The following is a 20745-nucleotide window of genomic DNA, read 5'->3' on the forward strand; positions in this document are numbered from 1 at the left end:
ATTTTACTGGCCACTAAGTCGGTAATAGTTCCTTCAAGCCCATAGCCAACCTCAATTCGCATGAGTTTATCATCTTTAACAATAACTAATAAAATACCATTGTCTTGTCCTTTTCGACCGATTTTCCATTGAATAAAGACTCTATCTGCGTATTGTTCTACCGTTTCATCATCCAGTTTGGGAATCATTAAAATCGCAATCTGGGCGCCATCTGTTCGAGGCTTTTCAAAGCCAATTAGGCTTGATTCTAATGACTCTTTTTGAGAATCGGTTAAAGTATGAGTCGTGTCGATAACACGATGTGCAAATTCCGGGATGTCAGTTAGCCCATAACAAAAACAACTGAATATTAACAATAAACTACTTAGAAAATATCTTTTCATTATATTTTCTGCCTCATGACTAACAACGCTAAATAAAACTATTATATAGTCAAATCAAAATCTTACTATTAAAATTTAATGAGTATGATCTTTGTTCATCTCATTACCAACGACCAGATGCACCACCACTGCGGCCGCGGCCGCCACCTCGGCACTCGAATAGCTATATGAAGATCGACTGCTTCTGCCACTCCCGCTACGACTTCTTCTTATGCCGTTTTTACGACTGATAGCGATGAATAACAAGTTAGCAACCACATAATTTATACCAAAAATAACGACATCGGTAAGATATAAGTAACTAAAATCGTGAACATACCAAGTTACAATAAGGAGAAACAAACTATTTGATAGTGATGTGATGATAATGCGTTTAAATTCACTTTTTTCGAATTTAACCGTGAAAACGAACGAACAAAAAAGAAAACACTTTCCAGCTTTGTTGAATAATCCAGTTAAACATCATATCTAACATTTCACTTAACCCAATTCTATGATTATTCTGGGCTTGTTTCTCTGGATTAATTTCATTACCTATTATGACATCTTTTAATACCGTAATTGCATCATTAATACCCTGATAATAGTTCTTTTGCTTAAATTGTGTGGCTTACTGTTCCCGAATGATGTGGCTAGCGATTGTTCTAAAAAATAAACTGCTATTAATCGATATGATTAAGGCGCATATAGCGCCTTATTTATTATCCTATTTACCAGCTACCGGAAGCGCCACCGCCACCACTGCGACCACCACCGCCGCCGCTAAAGCCGCCACCTCCGCCGAAGCCACCGCTAGAACCACCAAAACCGCCTCCTCCTCGATGATTTCCTCTTCCGCCACCAGCTCCGGGAGTCACAATGCGGCTGGCAATGGTACTCAAAATAAATACCACAAACATGATAAATACTATAATAAATATATCGCGCATATGCCAAAGGGTAAATCCACCAACAGATAGTGCGTTAAATAAACCAGTAAGAAGACATTGATTGGTTTTATCTTTACGATACAATAATTTGGCAAGTATAAGACAAATAACGAATGACACCAGCGCATAATTACTCAACATGGAAGTAAAATCTTCTGATGATAACAAGTTAAAGCCTTGTTCGTTATCTTCACTTTTCGGGGCAGGATTATCGATTTTTTGTTTTAGCACAGATAAGGCATTATCAATACCTTGATAATAGTTATTTTGTCGAAATTCTGGCGCTAATTGCTCACGAATGATTTTACTGGCCACTAAGTCGGTAATAGTTCCTTCAAGCCCATAACCAACCTCAATTCGCATGAGTTTATCGTCTTTTACAATAAGCAATAAAATACCATTGTCTTGTCCTTTTCGACCGATTTTCCATTGAATAAAGACTCTATCTGCGTATTGTTCTACCGTTTCATCATCCAGTTTGGGAATCATTAAAACCGCTATCTGGGCACCATCTGTTCGAGGCTTTTCAAAGCCAATTAGGCTTGATTCTAATGACTCTTTTTGAGAATCGGTTAAAGTATGAGTCGTGTCGATAACACGATGTGCAAATTCCGGGATGTCTGTTAGCCCATAACAAAACCAACTGAATATTAACAATAAACTACTTAGAAAATATCTTTTCATTGTATTTTTTGCCTTATGATTAACAACGCTAAATAAAATTTTAATTTTTACAACAAACAGTTAATTGCGATCCATTTAATAAAGCGTTTAGACAAGATATCATTGGTTAACTAAAACTAGTATATAGCCGAATCAAAATCTTACTATTAAAACTTAATGAGTATTATCTTTGTTCATCTCATTACCAACGACCAGATGCACCGCCACCACCACTGCGGCCGCCGCCTCCGCCGGTTCGGGAACTTCTACTCGAATGGCTATATGAAGATCGGCTGCTACTGCCACTCCCGCTACGACTTCTTCTAGTGCCGTTTTTAAAACTGATAGCGATGAATAGCAAGTTAGCAACTACATAATTTATACCAAAAATAAAAACGACATCGATTAGATATAAGTAAGTAAAACCGTGAACACACCAAGTTACAATTAGGATAAATAAACTATTTGATAGTGATGTAATGATAATGCGTTTAAATACATTTTTTTCGAATTTAACCGTGAAGGCTAAACAAACAAAAAAGGAAAACACTTTCCAGCTTTGTTGAATAATCCAGTTAAACAACATATCTAACATTTCACTTAACCCAATTCTATGATTATTCTGGGTTTGTTTCTCTGGATGAATTTCATTACCTATTGTGACATCTTTTAATACCGAAATTGCATCATTAATACCTTGATAATAATTATTTTGCTTAAATTGTGGGGCTAACTGTTCCCGAATGATGTGGCTAGCGACTAAATCGGTAACAATGCCTTCAAGCCCATACCCCACTTCAATACGCATCTGTCGGTCATCTTTTGCTACTAACAATAAAATACCATTATCCAGCCCTTTTCTTCCAATTTTCCATTGGTTAAAAACTCTCTGCGCGTACTGCTCTATGGTTTCGTTGTCGAGTTTTGCGATCATCAAAACCGCTATTTGCGCCCCATCAGTTTTCGAGTGTTCAAATTGAATTAGGCTTGATTCTAAAGACTTGACTTGCGATGCACTTAAAGTATTGGTTGTATCAATAATATGACTATTAAAAGCAGGAATTTCAGTCAAACCATAACTAAACCAACTAAGCATTAACAACATACTAAAGAAAACATATTTTTTCATTATATTTTGACCAAAATGACCTGCAATAGAATAATATTATTACTTTTAAAAAACGCATATCAAAAGCTAATCTACTCTATTTTAGGTTTAAGTAGTATAAGACATCAATGGGTAGAAATGACTATTATATAGCCAGATAACAATTTTGCTATTAACATCAGCTTTTTTTATCAAGTTTTGCCGTCATGGAAATTTGGCACTATTTATTTTGTATTGGGGAAACTTAATAGAGCTTTATTGTAAAATATTTCTATGAGATCGAGTTAACGTATGGTCATAACTCGATCTTAAAGGAAGAGAATTTCAGTTGATCGATACCAACTGATGATTAACAGCAAACTTAACACTCAATATTTTTTGAGCAATTATGTTTATTGAAAGTTAACTGCGGGTGCATTTGAAATTTCTTTTTCATTATCAACCGTAAATTGCTGTTTAGGTTCTACACCTATAAAGCCAGCAATCCACTTATTTGGTATTTTTCGGATATAAATATTAAACGATTGAACTGCTTGTATATATCGTCCTCTGGCAACTGCGATCCGATTTTCAGTGCCTTCTAACTGGCTCATAAGATCCTGAAAAAGTGAACTGGCTTTAAGATCTGGATAGTTTTCACTGACAGCAATTAAGTGGCTTAAGGCAGTACTTAATTCTGATTGCGCTTGTTGGAATTTAGCAAATAAAGCCGGATCGGTTAGCTGATCAGCGTTGATTTGAATTGAGCCAACTTTACTTCTTGCTTCGGTCACTTGAGTTAACACTTCTTTTTCGTGTGTAGTATAACCTTTAACCGTATTAACTAAACTTGGAGTTAAATCAGCCCGACGCTTATATTGGTTGACAACTTCTGACCATGCAGCTGCTACACCTTCGTCACGGGTTTGGATATCATTGTATCGACTAAAACAAAAAAATGCTCCAACAATAATTAATACCAAAACACATAATAGAAATTTTGATTTCATTGTATATTCCTATAAATAGTTGAATTTATGGATAGCTTAACAAATGAATACATCAAAAAATAGAATTAAAATAAGCTATCTGCGATTTTTAAACACTTATTTATACCTCAAGTTTAAATCTCACTAACAAATTTATACCGATATTTCGATAAAAAGAACAAGCTCTGAAAAAAACAAGGAATGTAAGTTATCAATCTGTGGACTCACTAATATTGAATTGGCTATATTGCAAATTAATATCGCCTTAATCCACACCGTTTAAGATAATTTACTCAATATTATTATAGCCATTTTTATAATGCATGCTATGTATAATCCTAATTTACGCATAAAAAATATACCGCTTATTTTTATTCTTGATCATAAAACTTTTATTAATGATGATTTAGGTAGATTTTACCAATTTATAATAAGCGGTTTATTATTTGATAATTATTTATAATACACTTTCAAAGCATTCTAACTGTGCCGGCTCATAGTAAATATCGTTATTATTTGGTCTATTTCCGGTATTACGATGTGTATGTTTGAATTGTTCTGAGTTTACCCAAGCGTCGAAATCGGCTTTTGATTCCCATTCGGCAAATGATGAAAATAACGTATAATTTTCCTCAGTTTTCCCTTTTAAAAAATAAAAACGATTAAAGCCTTTCATCTCTTTTAAATGGGTATCACGATTACGCCATATTTCAATAAAAGCCTCTTCACTACCTCGTTTTACTTTAAATCGGTTCATGACAATATACATATCAAAACTCCTTTTTTTAAATACACATAAAAAAATAGCACGTGCTTACACGTGCTATTTTAATAACTTAGTCCTACTGACTATTGATTTTCTTCTGCAGAATTGAGTAATTCTGCTAAGTTAGCTGTTGCTTCTTCAGCTGAAACAGTTGGTTGAATTTCATCATCAATAGGCATTGTACGTTTACGCAAACGCTCTTTATGATAAGCATAACCAGTACCAGCTGGAATCAAGCGACCAACAATAACGTTTTCTTTCAAGCCACGAAGCTCATCATTTTTACCAGCAACTGCTGCTTCAGTTAATACGCGAGTCGTTTCTTGGAACGATGCCGCAGAAATAAATGATTCAGTAGTAAGTGATGCTTTAGTAATACCAAGCAAATCATGCAAGTAAACAATTGGCTCTTTACCTTGTGCCTCAAGCTCACGATTAATAATCTTCAAGCGTGAAACTTCAAGTTGTTCGCCGTCAAGTAAACGAGAACCACCCGGATGAATAACTGTCGCTTTACGTAACATCTGACGAACAATAACTTCAATATGTTTATCATTGATTTTTACACCTTGTAAGCGATAAACTTCTTGAACTTCGTTAACGATGTAACGTGTCACTGCATTAACACCACGTAAACGTAAAATGTCATGTGCAGATTCTGGACCGTCAGAAATCACATCACCACGTCCAACTTGTTCGCCTTCAAATACGTTGAGTTGACGCCATTTTGGAATCATCTCTTCATATGGATCACTACCATCTAGTGGAGTGATAATTAAGCGACGTTTACCTTTGGTTTCTTTACCAAACGAGATAATACCATCGATTTCAGCAAGAATTGCTGGCTCTTTAGGTTTACGTGCTTCAAATAAGTCAGCAACGCGTGGTAAACCACCGGTAATATCTTTAGTACCAACCGATGCTTGTGGAATACGTGCAAGTGTATCACCCACATTGATTTCAGCACCATCTTCTAATTGTACTAATGCTTTACCTGGTAAGAAATATTGAGCAAGCATCTCTGTACCTGCAACATAAATATCTTTACCTTTAGCATCAACAATCTTAATTGCTGGACGTAAATCTTTACCAACACCTGTTCGTTCAGCGACATCTAAAATAACAATTGATGATAAACCTGTTAATTCGTCGGTTTGACGGGTGATAGTTTGACCATCAACCATATCAACAAATTTAACAAAGCCTTTCGCTTCAGAGATAACTGGCATGGTATGTGGATCCCAGTTAGCAACTGTTTCACCGGCATCAACCGCTGCACCATTACCTTTAGTTAGAATCGAACCATAAGGAACTTTATAAGTTTCTTTCATTCGACCTAATTCATCGATAATCGTTAATTCAGCATTACGAGATGTAATAACCAGTTTCTTATCTGGGTTAGTTACAAATTTAGCATTAGATAATTTGATGCTACCTTTGTTTTTAACTTGAACACTTGATTCTGCTGCTGCTCGTGATGCCGCACCACCGATATGGAACGTACGCATGGTTAACTGTGTACCAGGCTCACCGATTGATTGAGCAGCGATAACACCGATTGCTTCACCTTTATTTACTAGGTGACCACGGGCTAAGTCACGACCATAACATTTCGCACAAACACCAAAGTCAGTATCACACGAAACAACTGAACGAACTTTAACGCTATCTACAGATTCTTCTTCAAGTAAATCACAATAGTTTTCATCAAGTAGTGTATTACGAGGAATTAAAATATCCGCACTACCTGGTTTCAATACATCTTCTGCTGTTACACGACCTAATACACGTTCACGAAGTGGCTCTTTAACATCTCCACCTTCGATAACTGGTGTCATCACTACGCCTTCTAACGTGCCACAGTCATCTTCAATAACGACTAGATCTTGAGCTACGTCAACTAAACGGCGAGTTAAGTAACCTGAGTTCGCAGTTTTTAATGCGGTATCGGCAAGACCTTTACGCGCACCATGGGTCGAGATAAAGTACTGAAGAACGTTTAACCCTTCACGGAAGTTTGCCGTAATTGGTGTTTCGATGATTGAACCATCCGGTTTTGCCATCAATCCACGCATACCAGCTAACTGACGAATCTGAGCTGCAGAACCCCGCGCACCAGAGTCGGCCATCATATAGATGCTGTTAAATGAAGATTGAACTTCTTCTTTACCTTCATGATTGATCACTTTTTCAGTTGATAAGTTATCCATCATCGCTTTAGCAACACGTTCATTGGCTGCTGCCCAGATATCGATAACTTTGTTATAACGTTCACCAGCGGTAACTAAACCTGATTGGAACTGTTCTTGAATTTCAGCAACTTCAATTTCAGCTTCATTGATGATTTGTAATTTTTTAGCTGGAATTTCCATATCATCAATACCAACCGATACACCAGAACGTGCTGCATAAGCAAATCCGGTATACATTACTTGGTCAGCCAAGATAACAGTTTCTTTCATACCTAATTGGCGATAACAAATATTTAAAATTCGTGAAATCGCCTTTTTACCAAGTGGTTGATTGATGACAGAGAAGCTCATACCTTTAGGCATAATTAACCATAAGATAGCACGACCAACTGTAGTATCAACCACAGAAGTTGTATCTTCCCACTCACCAATACTATTGCGGTGGCTTTCAGTAATACGTACTTTAACTTTAGCATGTAGCTCAACAAGACCTAAGCGATACAGTTTTTCTGCTTCTTTAGGTCCGGTTAAAATCATACCTTCACCTTTCGCATTAACTTTATCACGAGTCATGTAGTAAAGACCTAATACCACGTCCTGAGAAGGAACAATGATAGGCTCACCACTCGCAGGCGAAAGAATGTTGTTGGTTGACATCATTAACGCACGCGCTTCTAATTGAGCTTCTAACGTTAATGGTACGTGAACCGCCATTTGGTCACCATCGAAGTCAGCATTGAATGCCGCACAAACTAATGGATGTAATTGGATCGCTTTACCTTCAATTAGGATAGGTTCAAATGCCTGAATACCTAATCGGTGAAGTGTTGGTGCACGGTTTAGTAATACCGGATGCTCACGAATAACTTCATCTAAGATATCCCAAACAATTGCATCTTCACGTTCAACCATTTTCTTGGCTGCTTTAATGGTAGTTGCATAACCACGACGCTCTAATTTACCGTAAATAAATGGTTTGAATAATTCAAGAGCCATTTTCTTCGGTAAACCACATTGATGTAATCGTAAGTATGGACCTACAGTGATTACTGAACGACCTGAGTAGTCAACACGTTTACCTAATAAGTTTTGACGGAAACGACCTTGCTTACCTTTAATCATATCGGCAAGTGATTTTAATGGACGTTTGTTTGAACCGGTAATTGCACGGCCACGACGACCATTATCAAGTAATGCGTCAACAGATTCTTGTAACATACGTTTTTCGTTACGTACGATAATATCTGGCGCTGCCAAATCTAATAAACGTTTTAAACGATTATTACGGTTAATCACTCGACGATATAGATCGTTCAAATCTGATGTTGCAAAACGTCCGCCATCTAGTGGTACTAATGGACGTAAATCGGGTGGCAACACAGGTAATACGTTTAAGATCATCCATTCTGGTTTATTTTCTGATTGAATGAATGCTTCAATAATCTTAATACGTTTAGTCAGTTTTTTACGCTTAGTTTCAGAATTGGTAGTTTCAAGCTCATCACGTAGTGCTTCACATTCAGCTTGCACATCGATATTACGTAGTAATTCTTGAATTGCTTCGGCACCCATACGAGCATCGAATTCATCACCAAACTCTTCTAACGCATCTAAATATTGTTCTTCTGTTAAAATTTGACCGCGTTCTAAGTTTGTCATTCCGCCGTCAAGAACCATAAATGATTCAAAATAAAGCACACGTTCAATGTCACGAAGTGGCATATCTAATAATAGACCAATACGTGATGGTAATGATTTTAAAAACCAGATATGTGCAGTAGGTGATGCAAGCTCAATATGCCCCATACGCTCACGACGTACTTTGGCTTGAGTAACTTCAACACCACATTTTTCACAGATCACACCACGGTGTTTTAAACGTTTATATTTTCCACATAAACATTCATAATCTTTTACTGGTCCAAAAATACGTGCACAAAACAATCCGTCACGTTCCGGTTTGAACGTACGATAGTTAATTGTTTCAGGTTTTTTAACTTCACCAAAAGACCATGAACGAATCATATCAGGAGAAGCAAGGCCTATCTTGATAGCATCAAAATCTTCAGTTTTAGTTTGTGCTTTTAGAAACTTTAGTAAGTCTTTCACAATTGACTCCTATGGAGTTAAACCAATTAGATAACTTATCATTGCTGATAAGTTATCCCTATAAATAGAAATCATTTCAGTTAGTTAAGATTACTCTTCATCTAACTCGATATTAATACCTAACGAACGAATCTCTTTTAATAATACATTAAATGATTCTGGAATCGCAGGCTCCATACGATGATCACCATCTACAATATTTTTATACATCTTAGTACGACCATTCACATCATCTGATTTAACAGTTAACATTTCTTGTAGAGTATAAGCAGCACCATATGCTTCAAGTGCCCATACTTCCATCTCACCGAAACGTTGACCACCAAATTGAGCTTTACCACCCAATGGTTGTTGTGTAACCAGACTATATGAACCTGTAGAACGCGCATGCATCTTATCATCAACTAAGTGATTCAATTTCAGCATATACATGTAACCTACAGTTACTGGACGTTCAAATTGCTCACCTGTACGACCATCAAACAATGTAATTTGACCTGACGTTGGCAAATCACCAAGTTCAAGTAATGCTTTGATTTCTTGCTCTTTTGCACCATCAAAGACTGGCGTTGCAAGAGGCATACCATTACGTAAGTTTTGTGCCAATGTCATCACTTCTTGGTCAGTAAATTCAGCAACATTAACTTTCTGTGCTGCCCCTAAACCAAGGTCATAAGCTTTCTGAATGAAATCACGTAATTTAGCTAACTCTTGCTGTTCTTTTAGCATTGCATCGATCTTCTGACCAATACCTTTTGCCGCCATACCTAAGTGAGTTTCTAAAATCTGACCGATGTTCATACGAGACGGAACACCAAGTGGATTCAATACGATATCAACTGGACGTCCTTTATCATCATATGGCATATCTTCAATTGGGTTGATTTTAGAGATAACCCCTTTGTTACCATGGCGCCCCGCCATCTTATCACCAGGCTGAATTTGACGTTTAACTGCTAAGTAAACTTTAACAATTTTGAGAACTCCAGGTTGTAAATCATCACCTTGAGTAATCTTCATTCGTTTAGCTTCAAGCTTCTTATTAAATTCAGCTTTGATTTCATCATGTTGTTCAGCAAGTTGTTCTAATTGAGCTTGCTTACTTTCATTAGAAATACCAATGGTTAACCATTTTTCACGTGGTAAAGCATCTAATTTGTCTGCTTTAATACCACCAGAAATTAATACATCACGGATACGAGCAAACAATGCTGCTTCTAAAATTTTAAGTTCTTCAGTTAAGTCTTTTCTTACTTGCTTGAGTTGCATCTCTTCAATTTCAAGTGCACGTTTGTCTTTTTGTACACCATCACGAGTGAAGACTTGCACATCAATAACCGTACCTGAAACACCATTTGGTACACGTAATGAAGTATCTTTAACATCAGATGCTTTTTCACCGAAAATAGCACGTAGTAATTTCTCTTCTGGTGTTAATTGCGTTTCGCCTTTAGGCGTTACTTTACCAACAAGAATATCACCACCTTTTACTTCAGCGCCGATATAAACAATACCAGACTCATCAAGTTTAGAAAGTGCTGCTTCACCCACATTTGGAATATCAGCAGTAATTTCTTCAGCACCAAGTTTAGTATCACGAGATACACAAGATAGTTCTTGAATATGAATCGAAGTGAAACGATCATCTTGTACCACTTTTTCAGAGACTAAAATAGAATCCTCAAAGTTATAACCGTTCCATGGCATAAATGCCACACGCATATTTTGACCAAGTGCTAACTCACCTAAATCCGTTGATGGGCCGTCTGCAAGTACATCGCCACGCTCAACTTTTTCACCTAATTCCACGCATGGAATTTGGTTAATACAAGTATTTTGGTTAGAACGGGTATATTTAGTTAAGTTGTAAATATCAATACCTGTTTCACCGGCATACATTTCATCATCGTTAACGTTAATAACAATACGTGAAGCATCAACATATTGTACTGTACCGCCACGACGAGCAACCGCAGTTACACCTGAGTCAACCGCAACCGCACGTTCCATACCAGTACCAACAAAAGGTTTTTCTGCTTTTAATGTTGGTACAGCTTGACGTTGCATGTTCGCACCCATCAAGGCACGGTTCGCATCATCGTGCTCAAGGAATGGGATTAATGAAGCACCAACAGAAACGATTTGTTGTGTTGATACATCCATATAATGAACTTGTTCCGGGCTATATAAACCAGATTCACCATTTAAACGGCAAGTCACTAAATCTTCTTTAAAGCGACCATCGTCATCAAGATTTGAGTTAGCCTGAGCTATAACAAACTCACTTTCATCGATTGCTGATAAATAGTTAATCTCATCAGTCACAACACCGTCAATCACTCGACGATATGGCGTTTCTAAGAATCCATACTCATTGGTACGTGAATAAACCGCTAATGAGTTAATCAAACCGATGTTTGGACCTTCCGGCGTTTCAATCGGACATACACGACCATAATGTGTAGGATGTACGTCACGCACTTCAAAGCCTGCACGTTCACGAGTTAAACCACCTGGACCTAATGCAGAAATACGACGTTTGTGAGTAATTTCAGATAATGGATTGTTTTGATCCATAAACTGAGATAATTGGCTAGAACCAAAGAACTCACGAATTGCCGCTGAAATTGGTTTAGCATTGATCATATCTTGTGGCATTAATGAATCAAGATCACCTAAAGATAGACGCTCTTTTACAGCTCGTTCAACACGAACTAAACCAATACGGAATTGGTTTTCAGCCATTTCACCAACACTACGGATGCGACGATTGCCTAAGTGATCGATATCATCAACTTCACCATGACCATTACGGATGCTGATTAATTTCTTCATTACATCAACGATATCAGCTTTTGTTAAGACACTTTCGCCTTCAATATCGTCTCGTCCTAAAGAACGATTGAACTTCATACGACCTACCGCTGATAAGTCATAACGTTCGTCGGAGAAGAATAGATTATCAAATAACGCTTCGGCTGCTTCTTTTGTTGGTGGCTCGCCTGGACGCATCATTCGATAAATTTCAACTAATGCACCTAATCGATCACGTGTTGAATCAACATTTAATGTTTCAGAAATAAATGGTCCATGATCTAAATCATTAGTGAATAATGTTTCAATTTTCTTATAACCAGCATTGGTTAATTCAAGTAATAGTTCTAACGAAATTGGCGTATTGGCAAAAGCAATAACCTCACCAGTTTCTTCATCAACATAATTTTTTGCTAAAACTTTATTTACAATATATTCAACTGGAACGTCGATTTTAGTTACTTTATCTTTTTCAAGCTCACGAATATGACGAGCTGTAATACGACGACCTTTTTCTGCGTAAACTTTGCCTTTAGATTCGATATCAAATAGCGCTGTTTCACCACGTAAACGCTCTGGCACAAGTTCCATTTTTAATTTTGATTTGCCTACTTCGAAAATAGTTTTTTCGAAGAACATATCTAAAATTTCTTCAGTTTCATAACCTAACGCACGTAAAATAATTGTTGCTGGAAGTTTACGACGACGGTCGATACGAGCAAAAAGATTATCTTTTGGATCAAATTCGAAATCAAGCCAAGAGCCACGATAAGGAATAATCCGAGCATTATATAAAACTTTACCAGAAGAGTGCGTTTTACCTTTATCACTGTCAAAGAACACACCTGGACTACGATGTAATTGTGAAACGATAACACGTTCAGTACCGTTAATCACAAAAGTACCATTGTCCGTCATTAAAGGGATTTCGCCCATATAGACGTCTTGCTCTTTAATATCTTTAACTGTTCCTTCTGGCGCATCTTTATCATAAATAACTAAACGTAATTTAACGCGCAATGGTGCTGAGTAAGTGATCCCTCTGATTTGACATTCTTTTACATCAAACACAGGTTCGCCCATTTTAAAGCTTACGTATTGTAACTCAGCGCTACCACTATAACTTTTTATCGGAAATATTGAACGGAATGCGGCTTCTAAGCCATATTGACCTTCTGGGTCTTGCTCAATAAACTTCTGGAACGAATCAAGTTGAATAGAAAGAAGATACGGTATATCCAAGACTTGTGGACGCTTACCAAAATTCTTACGAATTCGTTTTTTCTCGGTATAAGAGTAAACCATTAGTTCCTCAACTTGCTTATCTGCTATTTTAGCATGATTAAATATTCATCAGGGTACTACGAAATGATAACGCCTGACACCTCATCGAAAATATCTATAAATATCAATTGATTAGGCTTAATAAATATATTATTTCTTTATTACTTTTTATTGATAATCTTCAAATAAAATTATTTGACTTATTACAGCGCAAAAAGGCTGGAGGTATAAAACCCCCAGCCGTTTAGCTTGCTATTGATAAACTTACTTAAGTTCGACAACTGCACCAGATTCTTCAAGTGCCTTTTTAAGTTCATCTGCGTCAGCTTTGCTAACACCTTCTTTAACTGTTGCTGGAGCTGATTCAACAAGATCTTTTGCTTCTTTTAAGCCTAAGCCTGTTGCACCACGAACTGCTTTGATAACAGCTACTTTGTTAGCGCCAACATCTTTTAAGATTACATCAAATTCAGATTTTTCTTCAGCTGATTCAGCTGGACCAGCTGCTGCAACTGCTACAGCTGCTGCTGCAGAAACGCCAAATTTTTCTTCCATCATTGATACAAGTTCAACAACATCCATTACAGACATTTCTGCAACTGCATCTAAAATTTGTTCTTTAGTGATAGACATAATATAGTTTCCCAAATTTACATTTTTTTAATTAATAAAATTCACAATCACAGCGCTATTAAGCAGCTTGTTTTTGATCGCGAACCGCTGCAAGAGTACGAACCAATTTGCCAGCTGCGGCTTCTTTCATGGTTGACATCAAGCGAGCTAATGCTTCTTCATAAGTAGGTAATGTTGCTAAGCGATCAATGTTCGCTGCAGTAATTAACTCACCTTCAAAGGCTGCGGCTTTAATCTCAAAATTATCATTTTCTTTTGCAAACGCTTTAAAAATACGCGCAGCAGCACCTGGGTGCTCATTTGAAAATGCAATTAGAGTTGGACCAACAAACGAATCTTTTAAGCACTCGTATTGAGTTCCCTCAACAACACGGCGTAATAAGGTGTTACGAACAACACGCATATAAACACCAGCTTCACGAGCAGATTTACGTAATGCAGTCATGTTTTCTACAGTTACGCCACGAGAGTCAGCTACAACTGCAGATAGCGCACCTTTGGCGATTTCATTAACTTCAGCAACAATTTCTTGTTTATTTTGAAGATTTAGTGCCATTGGTATTGCTCCTGGATTAAACTAGGCAAAGCCTAGAATTATTTAAACTAACTACAAATGTAGTTAGCACAATCACGATGAGCAGAATGCCTGTATTATATCTTATCAGGTTCTGTCACCGTCTACGTAGGAAGATTAAGTAATTAAATATCAATTACACCTACGGTCTTGGACGGGGTCTGGTTAAGGCCAGACACCAACCGATTCTTTGTTTAACAATTAATTAAACAGATGCATTTAAAGTTGCTTGGTCGATAGCAACACCAGCGCCCATTGTAGTAGAAAGACTAACTTTCTTCACAAATACACCTTTTGAAGATGCTGGTTTTGCACGTTTTAATGCAACAAGTAATGCTTCTAAATTCTCTTTAAGCTTATCTGCATCGAAATCAGCTTTACCGATAGTAGTATGGATAATACCATTTTTATCATTACGGTAACGGATTTGACCAGCTTTAGCGTTTTTCACTGCTTCAGCAACGTTAGGTGTTACAGTACCAACTTTAGGGTTTGGCATTAAACCACGTGGCCCTAAAATTTGACCTAATTGACCAACAACACGCATAGCGTCTGGAGATGCAATAACAACATCAAAGTCCATTTCGCCTTTTTTGATTTGATCCGCTAGATCATCCATACCAACTAATTCAGCACCAGCTTCTTTAGCAGCATCAGCGTTTGCACCTTGAGTAAATACAGCAACACGTACACTACGTCCAGTACCGTGAGGAAGAACGATAGCACCACGCACATTTTGATCTGATTTACGTGAATCAATACCTAAATTAACTGCAACATCAACGCTTTCAGTAAATTTAGCAGTAGCAAATTCTTTTAATAAAGCGATTGCTTCATTGATTTCATATTGTTTAGTCGCGTTTACTTTTTCGCGGATAAGTTTAGCTTTCTTAGATAATTTAGCCATGAATTAACCCTCCACTTCCAAGCCCATTGAACGAGCAGTACCTTCAATAGAACGCATCATCGTTTCAATAGTTGCACCATTCATATCAGCAGCTTTCAATTCAGCGATTTCACGAATTTGAGCGCTTGTTACTTTACCTACTTTTTTCTTATTAGGCTCACCAGAACCAGACTTGATTTTAGCTGCTTTCTTTAATAATACAGCCGCAGGAGGAGTCTTAGTTACAAAAGTAAATGAACGGTCAGAATATACTGTAATAACAACAGGAATAGGTAGACCTTTTTCCATGCTTTCTGTTTTAGCGTTAAATGCTTTACAGAATTCCATGATGTTAACACCATGTTGACCAAGTGCTGGACCAACTGGTGGACTAGGATTTGCTGCGCCAGCTGCAACTTGCAACTTGATGTAGGCTTGTACTTTTTTTGCCATTTTAGTTTCCTTTTTCTCGGGTGCAAACGCTTCTATTAATCAATAGACAGCTCCCCTAAGTTAAATGAGGGCGAAATTATCCTACAACTAATACAAAAATGCAAGACTTTTTATTAGCGGATAAAATAAAAGCAGGAATAACCCTGCTTTTATATAATAATAAATGAATGATATTAAAGTACGTCGATCGCATTAAGTTCTTTAAATGCAAGTTCTAAACGAGCAACTAAAGATTCTTGACCTTTACGTAACCATACGCGTGGATCATAATATTTTTTATTTGGAGCATCAACGCCTTCAGGGTTACCTAATTGACCTTGAAGGTAAGCTTCATTTGCTTTGTAATATTCTAGAACACCAGCCCAGTTTGCCCATTGCGTATCAGTATCGATGTTCATTTTAACAACACCGTAACTTACTGCTTCTGCAATTTCTTCAGGAGTAGAACCAGAACCACCATGGAACACAAAGTTCAATGATTTAGCTGGTAAATTGAATTTCTCAGATACATATTTTTGAGAGTTATCTAAAATTTTTGGCGTTAATTTAACATTACCTGGTTTATAAACACCATGAACGTTACCGAATGAAGCTGCGATAGTGAAACGTGGGCTAATTGCACTTAAACGTTCATAAGCATAAGCAACATCTTCAGGTTGAGTATAAAGTGCTGAACTATCCATATGGCTATTGTCAACACCATCTTCTTCACCACCAGTACAACCAAGCTCTAATTCTAATGTCATTTTCATCGCTGACATACGAGCAAGATATTGACAACAAATATCAATATTATCTTTTAAAGATTCTTCTGAAAGATCGATCATGTGAGAAGAGAATAGAGGTTTACCCGTTTTAGCAAAGTGAGCTTCACCTGCGTCAAGTAATCCATCAACCCATGGAAGAAGTTTTTTAGCACAGTGGTCGGTATGAACGATAACTGGCACGCCATATTTTTCAGCCATAAGGTGAACATGTTTAGCGCCAGAAATTGCACCTAAAACAGCAGTTTCTTGCCCATCTAATTTCAATCCTTTACCTGCGATGAATTGAGCACCACCATTAGAGAATTGAACGATAACAGCAGAACCAACTTTAGCCGCAGTTTCGATTACTGCATTAATTGTATTAGTGTCAACACAGTTAACAGCTGGTAATGCAAAATTATTTTCACGAGCAACTTGAAACACTTTTTGAACATCATCACCGGTTACAACACCAGGTTTAACGACATCAGAAATCTTTGTAGCCATTTTAATACCTATAGATTTATTTATATAAAAATTAAAGGATGAGTGATTGGCTCATCCTTCATATAGAAAATTATTACGCTTTTGCTCTCTCTTCTAGCATTGCAACAGCAGGAAGTTTTTTACCTTCTACAAACTCTAGGAAGGCACCACCACCAGTTGAAATATAAGAGATTTTATCTTCAATACCAAATAAATCAATTGCAGCTAATGTATCACCACCACCTGCGATTGAGAAACCTTGGCTGTCAGCAATTGCTTTAGCAACAATCTCGGTACCACGACGGAAATTAGGGAACTCAAATACGCCAACAGGGCCATTCCATAATATAGTTTTGGCTTTTTTGATAATGTCTGCTAATGCTTCAGCTGATTTATCACCTAAATCAAGAATTTGTTCATTCTCTTTTACATCAGCAACTGATTTTTCAGTAGCTGTCGCAGTTTCACTAAACTCTGTTGCTACACGAACATCAGTAGGAACTGGAATATGACAATTAGCCATTAATTTTTTTGCTTCAGGAATTAAATCAGCTTCATAAAGTGATTTACCCACATTATAGCCTTCAGCTGCGATGAATGTATTTGCGATACCACCACCAACAATAATTTGGTCAGCGATTTTTGATAAAGAATCAAGAACAGTCAATTTTGTTGATACTTTAGAACCAGCAACAATCGCAACCATTGGACGAGCTGGATTATCTAACGCTTTACCTAAAGCATCAAGTTCAGCTGCTAATAATGGACCTGCACAAGCAACTGGCGCAAATTTACCAGCTCCATGAGTTGAAGCTTGAGCACGGTGAGCAGTACCAAATGCATCCATTACATAGATATCACAAAGTGCTGCATATTTTTTAGATAAAGTTTCATCATCTTTACCTTCGCCTACATTAAAACGTACGTTTTCAAGAACAACTAGTTCGCCTTCTTTAACGTCAACACCGTTAAGATAATCTTTTACTAGACGAACAGGGAAAGAAACATGTTCTTTTAAATAATCAACCACTGGTTGTAGAGAGAACTCAGGGTTATATTCGCCTTCAGTAGGACGGCCAATATGAGAAGTAACCATTACTTTAGCGCCTTTTTTAATGGCTTCTTCAATAGTCGGTAATGATGCTTTAATTCGAGCATCAGAAGTAACCTTACCATTTTTGACCGGCACATTAAGATCTGAGCGAATAAATAAACGTTTCCCTTTTAGATCAAGATCTTGCATTCTAATGATAGACATGAGACTTCCTCTTTTAAATATAAAAACAATAAAATTTTTGCTATTCTAACATAAAATTTCTTTTTAGGTTACATCCATTATCGGTTATATAGTAAACATTTAGTAGAAATTAGTAATTTATACTATATAGGAAATTTTTTTATGTAACAGCATTGACAATAGAAAGAAAATCAGGCATATTTCCCCGCCTTATTAATATGTATTTTTTATCTAAACTTGGGAGTTGACTTTGGCTAATATCAAATCAGCTAAGAAGCGTGCGGTTCAGTCCGAAAAACGCCGTAAACATAATGCTAGTAACCGTTCAATGATGCGTACTTATATTAAAAAAGTTTACGCAGCTGTAGCAGCTGGTGATAAACAAACAGCTGAAGTAGCATTCAAAGACATGCAAGCAGTTGTTGACCGTCAAGCGGCTCGTGGTCTAATCCACAAAAACAAAGCAGCACGTCATAAAGCGAATTTAATTAAACAGATTAAAGCATTAGCTTAATTTTCTAATCTGTTGACAATAGAGTTAAAGAAAATTGAAAAAAAGTGGTGTAAGCCACTTTTTTTATTTATATACTATTATTTAAATTTATGTGAATAAAAGAAAAGAGAGCGTATTGTGGTTCAGCGTGATTATGTAAGAAAAAAGAGCCAATCAAAAGGAAAAGCTAAAAAAAATAAGTCACGATTATTCCCATCTTTAATGATATTCCTTGCAATCATCATTATTATTTTGTTTTCTTCTATTCTATATTATCTTTCAACCAATTCTTCTGAAAAACCAGTTGAAAAACCAAAAGTCAAAACTGAATCTCCAGCAATAACCCTGCCGGAAAAACCACAAGAACGCTGGACTTACCTTAAAGAATTGGAAACACCAAATGCTAGTAGTAACTCAAATAAAATGGCAAGTGAACGGCAACAAATATTAGATAGCTTTATGAATAACACCACGACCACATCGACTATATCATCAAGTAATGATAATAATAAATGGTTACTACAATGTGGTGCTTTTAAAGATAAAACAAATGCAGATACATTAAAAGCATCTTTGGCAATGACCGGTATTAGTGGTAACATATCTTTAAGTCAGCAGTTATATCGAGTTACCGTTGGGCCTTATACAAATAAAGGTGATGTGCAAAAAGCATTAAACACTTTAAAAACGAATGGAATTAATAACTGTATTATTTCTAATTAAATAAGATATATTATGAATATACTTAAGCATATACAGACCTTTTTGGTAATGTTATGGTCTCGTATAAATCATGATCGTTTAACCTCATCCTCGGCAGAACTAGCTTATACGACAATACTTGCATTAGTCCCATTAATAACTGTTGTGTTTTCTTTACTTTCTGCGTTTCCTATGTTTAATGAAGTTAGCCAATCATTAAAACAGCTCATTTATAGCAATCTTGTCCCTACTGCAAGTGACACCATTCAAAATTACCTAGAACAATTTATTGCCAATACAAAAAAAATGACATTTATTGGAATTATCGGTTTAATAGTAACATCATTACTACTTATTAACTCTATTAATAATGCACTAAACCGTATCTGGCAAACCAAACGCAAACGCTCATTCATGTATAACTTAACCATGTATTGGACAATTTTAACATTAGGTCCTATTTTAGTTGGTTCAAGTGTTGCAGTAAGTTCTTATATATTTTCCCTAAAATGGTTATCGAATGCAGCTAGTGGTGATCTCCTACTAAGTACTTTACCATTTATCATATCGGTTGTTGGATTTTGGTTGCTCTACAGCATTATTCCAACTGAATCAATTCCATTCAAAGAAGCAGCAATTGGTGCCTTAGTTGCAGCAATATTATTCGAAATTGGTAAACGTGCTTTTGCGCTATATGTTACTTCTTTTCCGACTTATCAACTCATTTATGGGGTAGTTTCCTCAATTCCAATTATGTTAGTTTGGATCTACTGCTCATGGTGTATTGTTTTGTTTGGCGCCGAATTCGCTGCAACACTCACTGACTATAATAAACAGCAAAAAGCGCTATTAAAGCCCCAATCTTAACTGGAATAATATAAATTATGATTGCCTTAATCCAACGTGTAAAACAAGCATCAGTTTCTGTTGATAATCAAATTATTGGTCAAATCGATCAGGGATTACTTGTTTTACTCGGTGTTGAACAAGATGACAACGAGCAAAAAGCAATACGCTTGAGTGAAAAAGTACTCGGCTATCGTATTTTCAGTGATATTAATGACAAAATGAATCTCAATGTTCAGCAAATAAATGGAAAATTGTTGGTTGTTTCTCAATTCACCCTGGTCGCTGATACTCAAAAAGGTATGCGCCCAAGTTTCACAAAAGGAGCTCCACCCGATAAAGCTAATGAACTTTATCAATTTTTTGTTAGACAATGTCAGCAACAAATTGAGACACAAACTGGACAATTTGCCGCTGACATGCAGGTTTCTCTTATTAACGATGGACCCGTAACTTTTTGGCTACAAGTTTAA

17 protein-coding genes are annotated in these 20745 nt (G+C 36.7%); 4 read left to right on the forward strand and 13 right to left on the reverse strand.

The window, feature by feature from the left end:
* The 13 genes from J3U23_RS09850 to pgk form a co-directional block, all read right to left on the reverse strand.
* A partial coding sequence (locus tag J3U23_RS09850; RefSeq protein WP_267339151.1) for a TPM domain-containing protein occupies positions 1-383 on the reverse strand: 383 nt, incomplete at its 3' end.
* A gap of 710 nt (positions 384-1093) precedes the next feature.
* The gene (locus tag J3U23_RS09855) at positions 1094-1996 is read right to left on the reverse strand and encodes a TPM domain-containing protein (protein WP_267339152.1); all 903 of its coding nucleotides are present in this window, start codon (positions 1994-1996) and stop codon (positions 1094-1096) included.
* Positions 1997-2177: 181 nt separating this feature from the next.
* Positions 2178-3104 (reverse strand): TPM domain-containing protein, encoded by a 927-nt coding sequence (locus J3U23_RS09860; RefSeq protein WP_267339153.1) that lies wholly within the window; start codon positions 3102-3104, stop codon positions 2178-2180.
* A gap of 371 nt (positions 3105-3475) precedes the next feature.
* Positions 3476-4072: a LemA family protein gene (locus J3U23_RS09865; protein ID WP_065561819.1), complete on the reverse strand. Its 597-nt coding sequence runs from the start codon at positions 4070-4072 to the stop codon at positions 3476-3478.
* 436 nt (positions 4073-4508) lie between these two features.
* Positions 4509-4820, reverse strand: coding sequence for an antibiotic biosynthesis monooxygenase family protein (locus tag J3U23_RS09870; RefSeq protein ID WP_065735208.1), 312 nt, complete (start codon positions 4818-4820; stop codon positions 4509-4511).
* Positions 4821-4900: 80 nt separating this feature from the next.
* Complete coding sequence (gene rpoC, locus J3U23_RS09875; protein WP_065561817.1) at positions 4901-9118, reverse strand: DNA-directed RNA polymerase subunit beta'; 4218 nt, start codon at positions 9116-9118, stop codon at positions 4901-4903.
* A gap of 90 nt (positions 9119-9208) precedes the next feature.
* Positions 9209-13237, reverse strand: a complete 4029-nt coding sequence (gene rpoB, locus J3U23_RS09880) for a DNA-directed RNA polymerase subunit beta (protein ID WP_267331018.1) — start codon at positions 13235-13237, stop codon at positions 9209-9211.
* Between the two features lie 243 nt (positions 13238-13480).
* Positions 13481-13849, reverse strand: coding sequence for a 50S ribosomal protein L7/L12 (gene rplL, locus J3U23_RS09885; protein WP_065561815.1), 369 nt, complete (start codon positions 13847-13849; stop codon positions 13481-13483).
* 58 nt (positions 13850-13907) lie between these two features.
* Complete coding sequence (gene rplJ, locus J3U23_RS09890) at positions 13908-14405, reverse strand: 50S ribosomal protein L10 (protein ID WP_065561814.1); 498 nt, start codon at positions 14403-14405, stop codon at positions 13908-13910.
* A gap of 223 nt (positions 14406-14628) precedes the next feature.
* Positions 14629-15330, reverse strand: a complete 702-nt coding sequence (gene rplA / locus J3U23_RS09895; RefSeq protein WP_065561813.1) for a 50S ribosomal protein L1 — start codon at positions 15328-15330, stop codon at positions 14629-14631.
* Positions 15331-15333: 3 nt separating this feature from the next.
* Positions 15334-15762 (reverse strand): 50S ribosomal protein L11, encoded by a 429-nt coding sequence (gene rplK, locus J3U23_RS09900; protein WP_034884321.1) that lies wholly within the window; start codon positions 15760-15762, stop codon positions 15334-15336.
* Between the two features lie 173 nt (positions 15763-15935).
* On the reverse strand, positions 15936-17015 hold the full coding sequence (gene fbaA / locus J3U23_RS09905) for a class II fructose-bisphosphate aldolase (protein ID WP_065561812.1): 1080 nt from the start codon (positions 17013-17015) through the stop codon (positions 15936-15938).
* Between the two features lie 73 nt (positions 17016-17088).
* The gene (gene pgk / locus J3U23_RS09910; protein WP_065561811.1) at positions 17089-18252 is read right to left on the reverse strand and encodes a phosphoglycerate kinase; all 1164 of its coding nucleotides are present in this window, start codon (positions 18250-18252) and stop codon (positions 17089-17091) included.
* A 229-nt stretch (positions 18253-18481) separates the two neighbouring features.
* Here pgk and rpsT point away from each other — a divergent pair, with 229 nt between their 5' ends.
* The 4 genes from rpsT to dtd all read left to right on the forward strand — a co-directional run bounded on the left by rpsT (position 18482) and on the right by dtd (position 20745).
* Complete coding sequence (rpsT, locus tag J3U23_RS09915; protein WP_025316521.1) at positions 18482-18745, forward strand: 30S ribosomal protein S20; 264 nt, start codon at positions 18482-18484, stop codon at positions 18743-18745.
* A 117-nt stretch (positions 18746-18862) separates the two neighbouring features.
* On the forward strand, positions 18863-19447 hold the full coding sequence (locus tag J3U23_RS09920) for an SPOR domain-containing protein (protein WP_065735209.1): 585 nt from the start codon (positions 18863-18865) through the stop codon (positions 19445-19447).
* A gap of 12 nt (positions 19448-19459) precedes the next feature.
* A complete protein-coding gene (locus J3U23_RS09925; protein ID WP_220225536.1) occupies positions 19460-20293 on the forward strand; it encodes a virulence factor BrkB family protein in 834 nt (277 codons plus the stop codon).
* A 17-nt stretch (positions 20294-20310) separates the two neighbouring features.
* Positions 20311-20745 (forward strand): D-aminoacyl-tRNA deacylase, encoded by a 435-nt coding sequence (dtd, locus tag J3U23_RS09930; RefSeq protein WP_267337647.1) that lies wholly within the window; start codon positions 20311-20313, stop codon positions 20743-20745.

Source organism: Gilliamella sp. B3367 (genome assembly GCF_026536825.1).
Classification (GTDB): domain Bacteria; phylum Pseudomonadota; class Gammaproteobacteria; order Enterobacterales; family Orbaceae; genus Gilliamella; species Gilliamella apicola_E.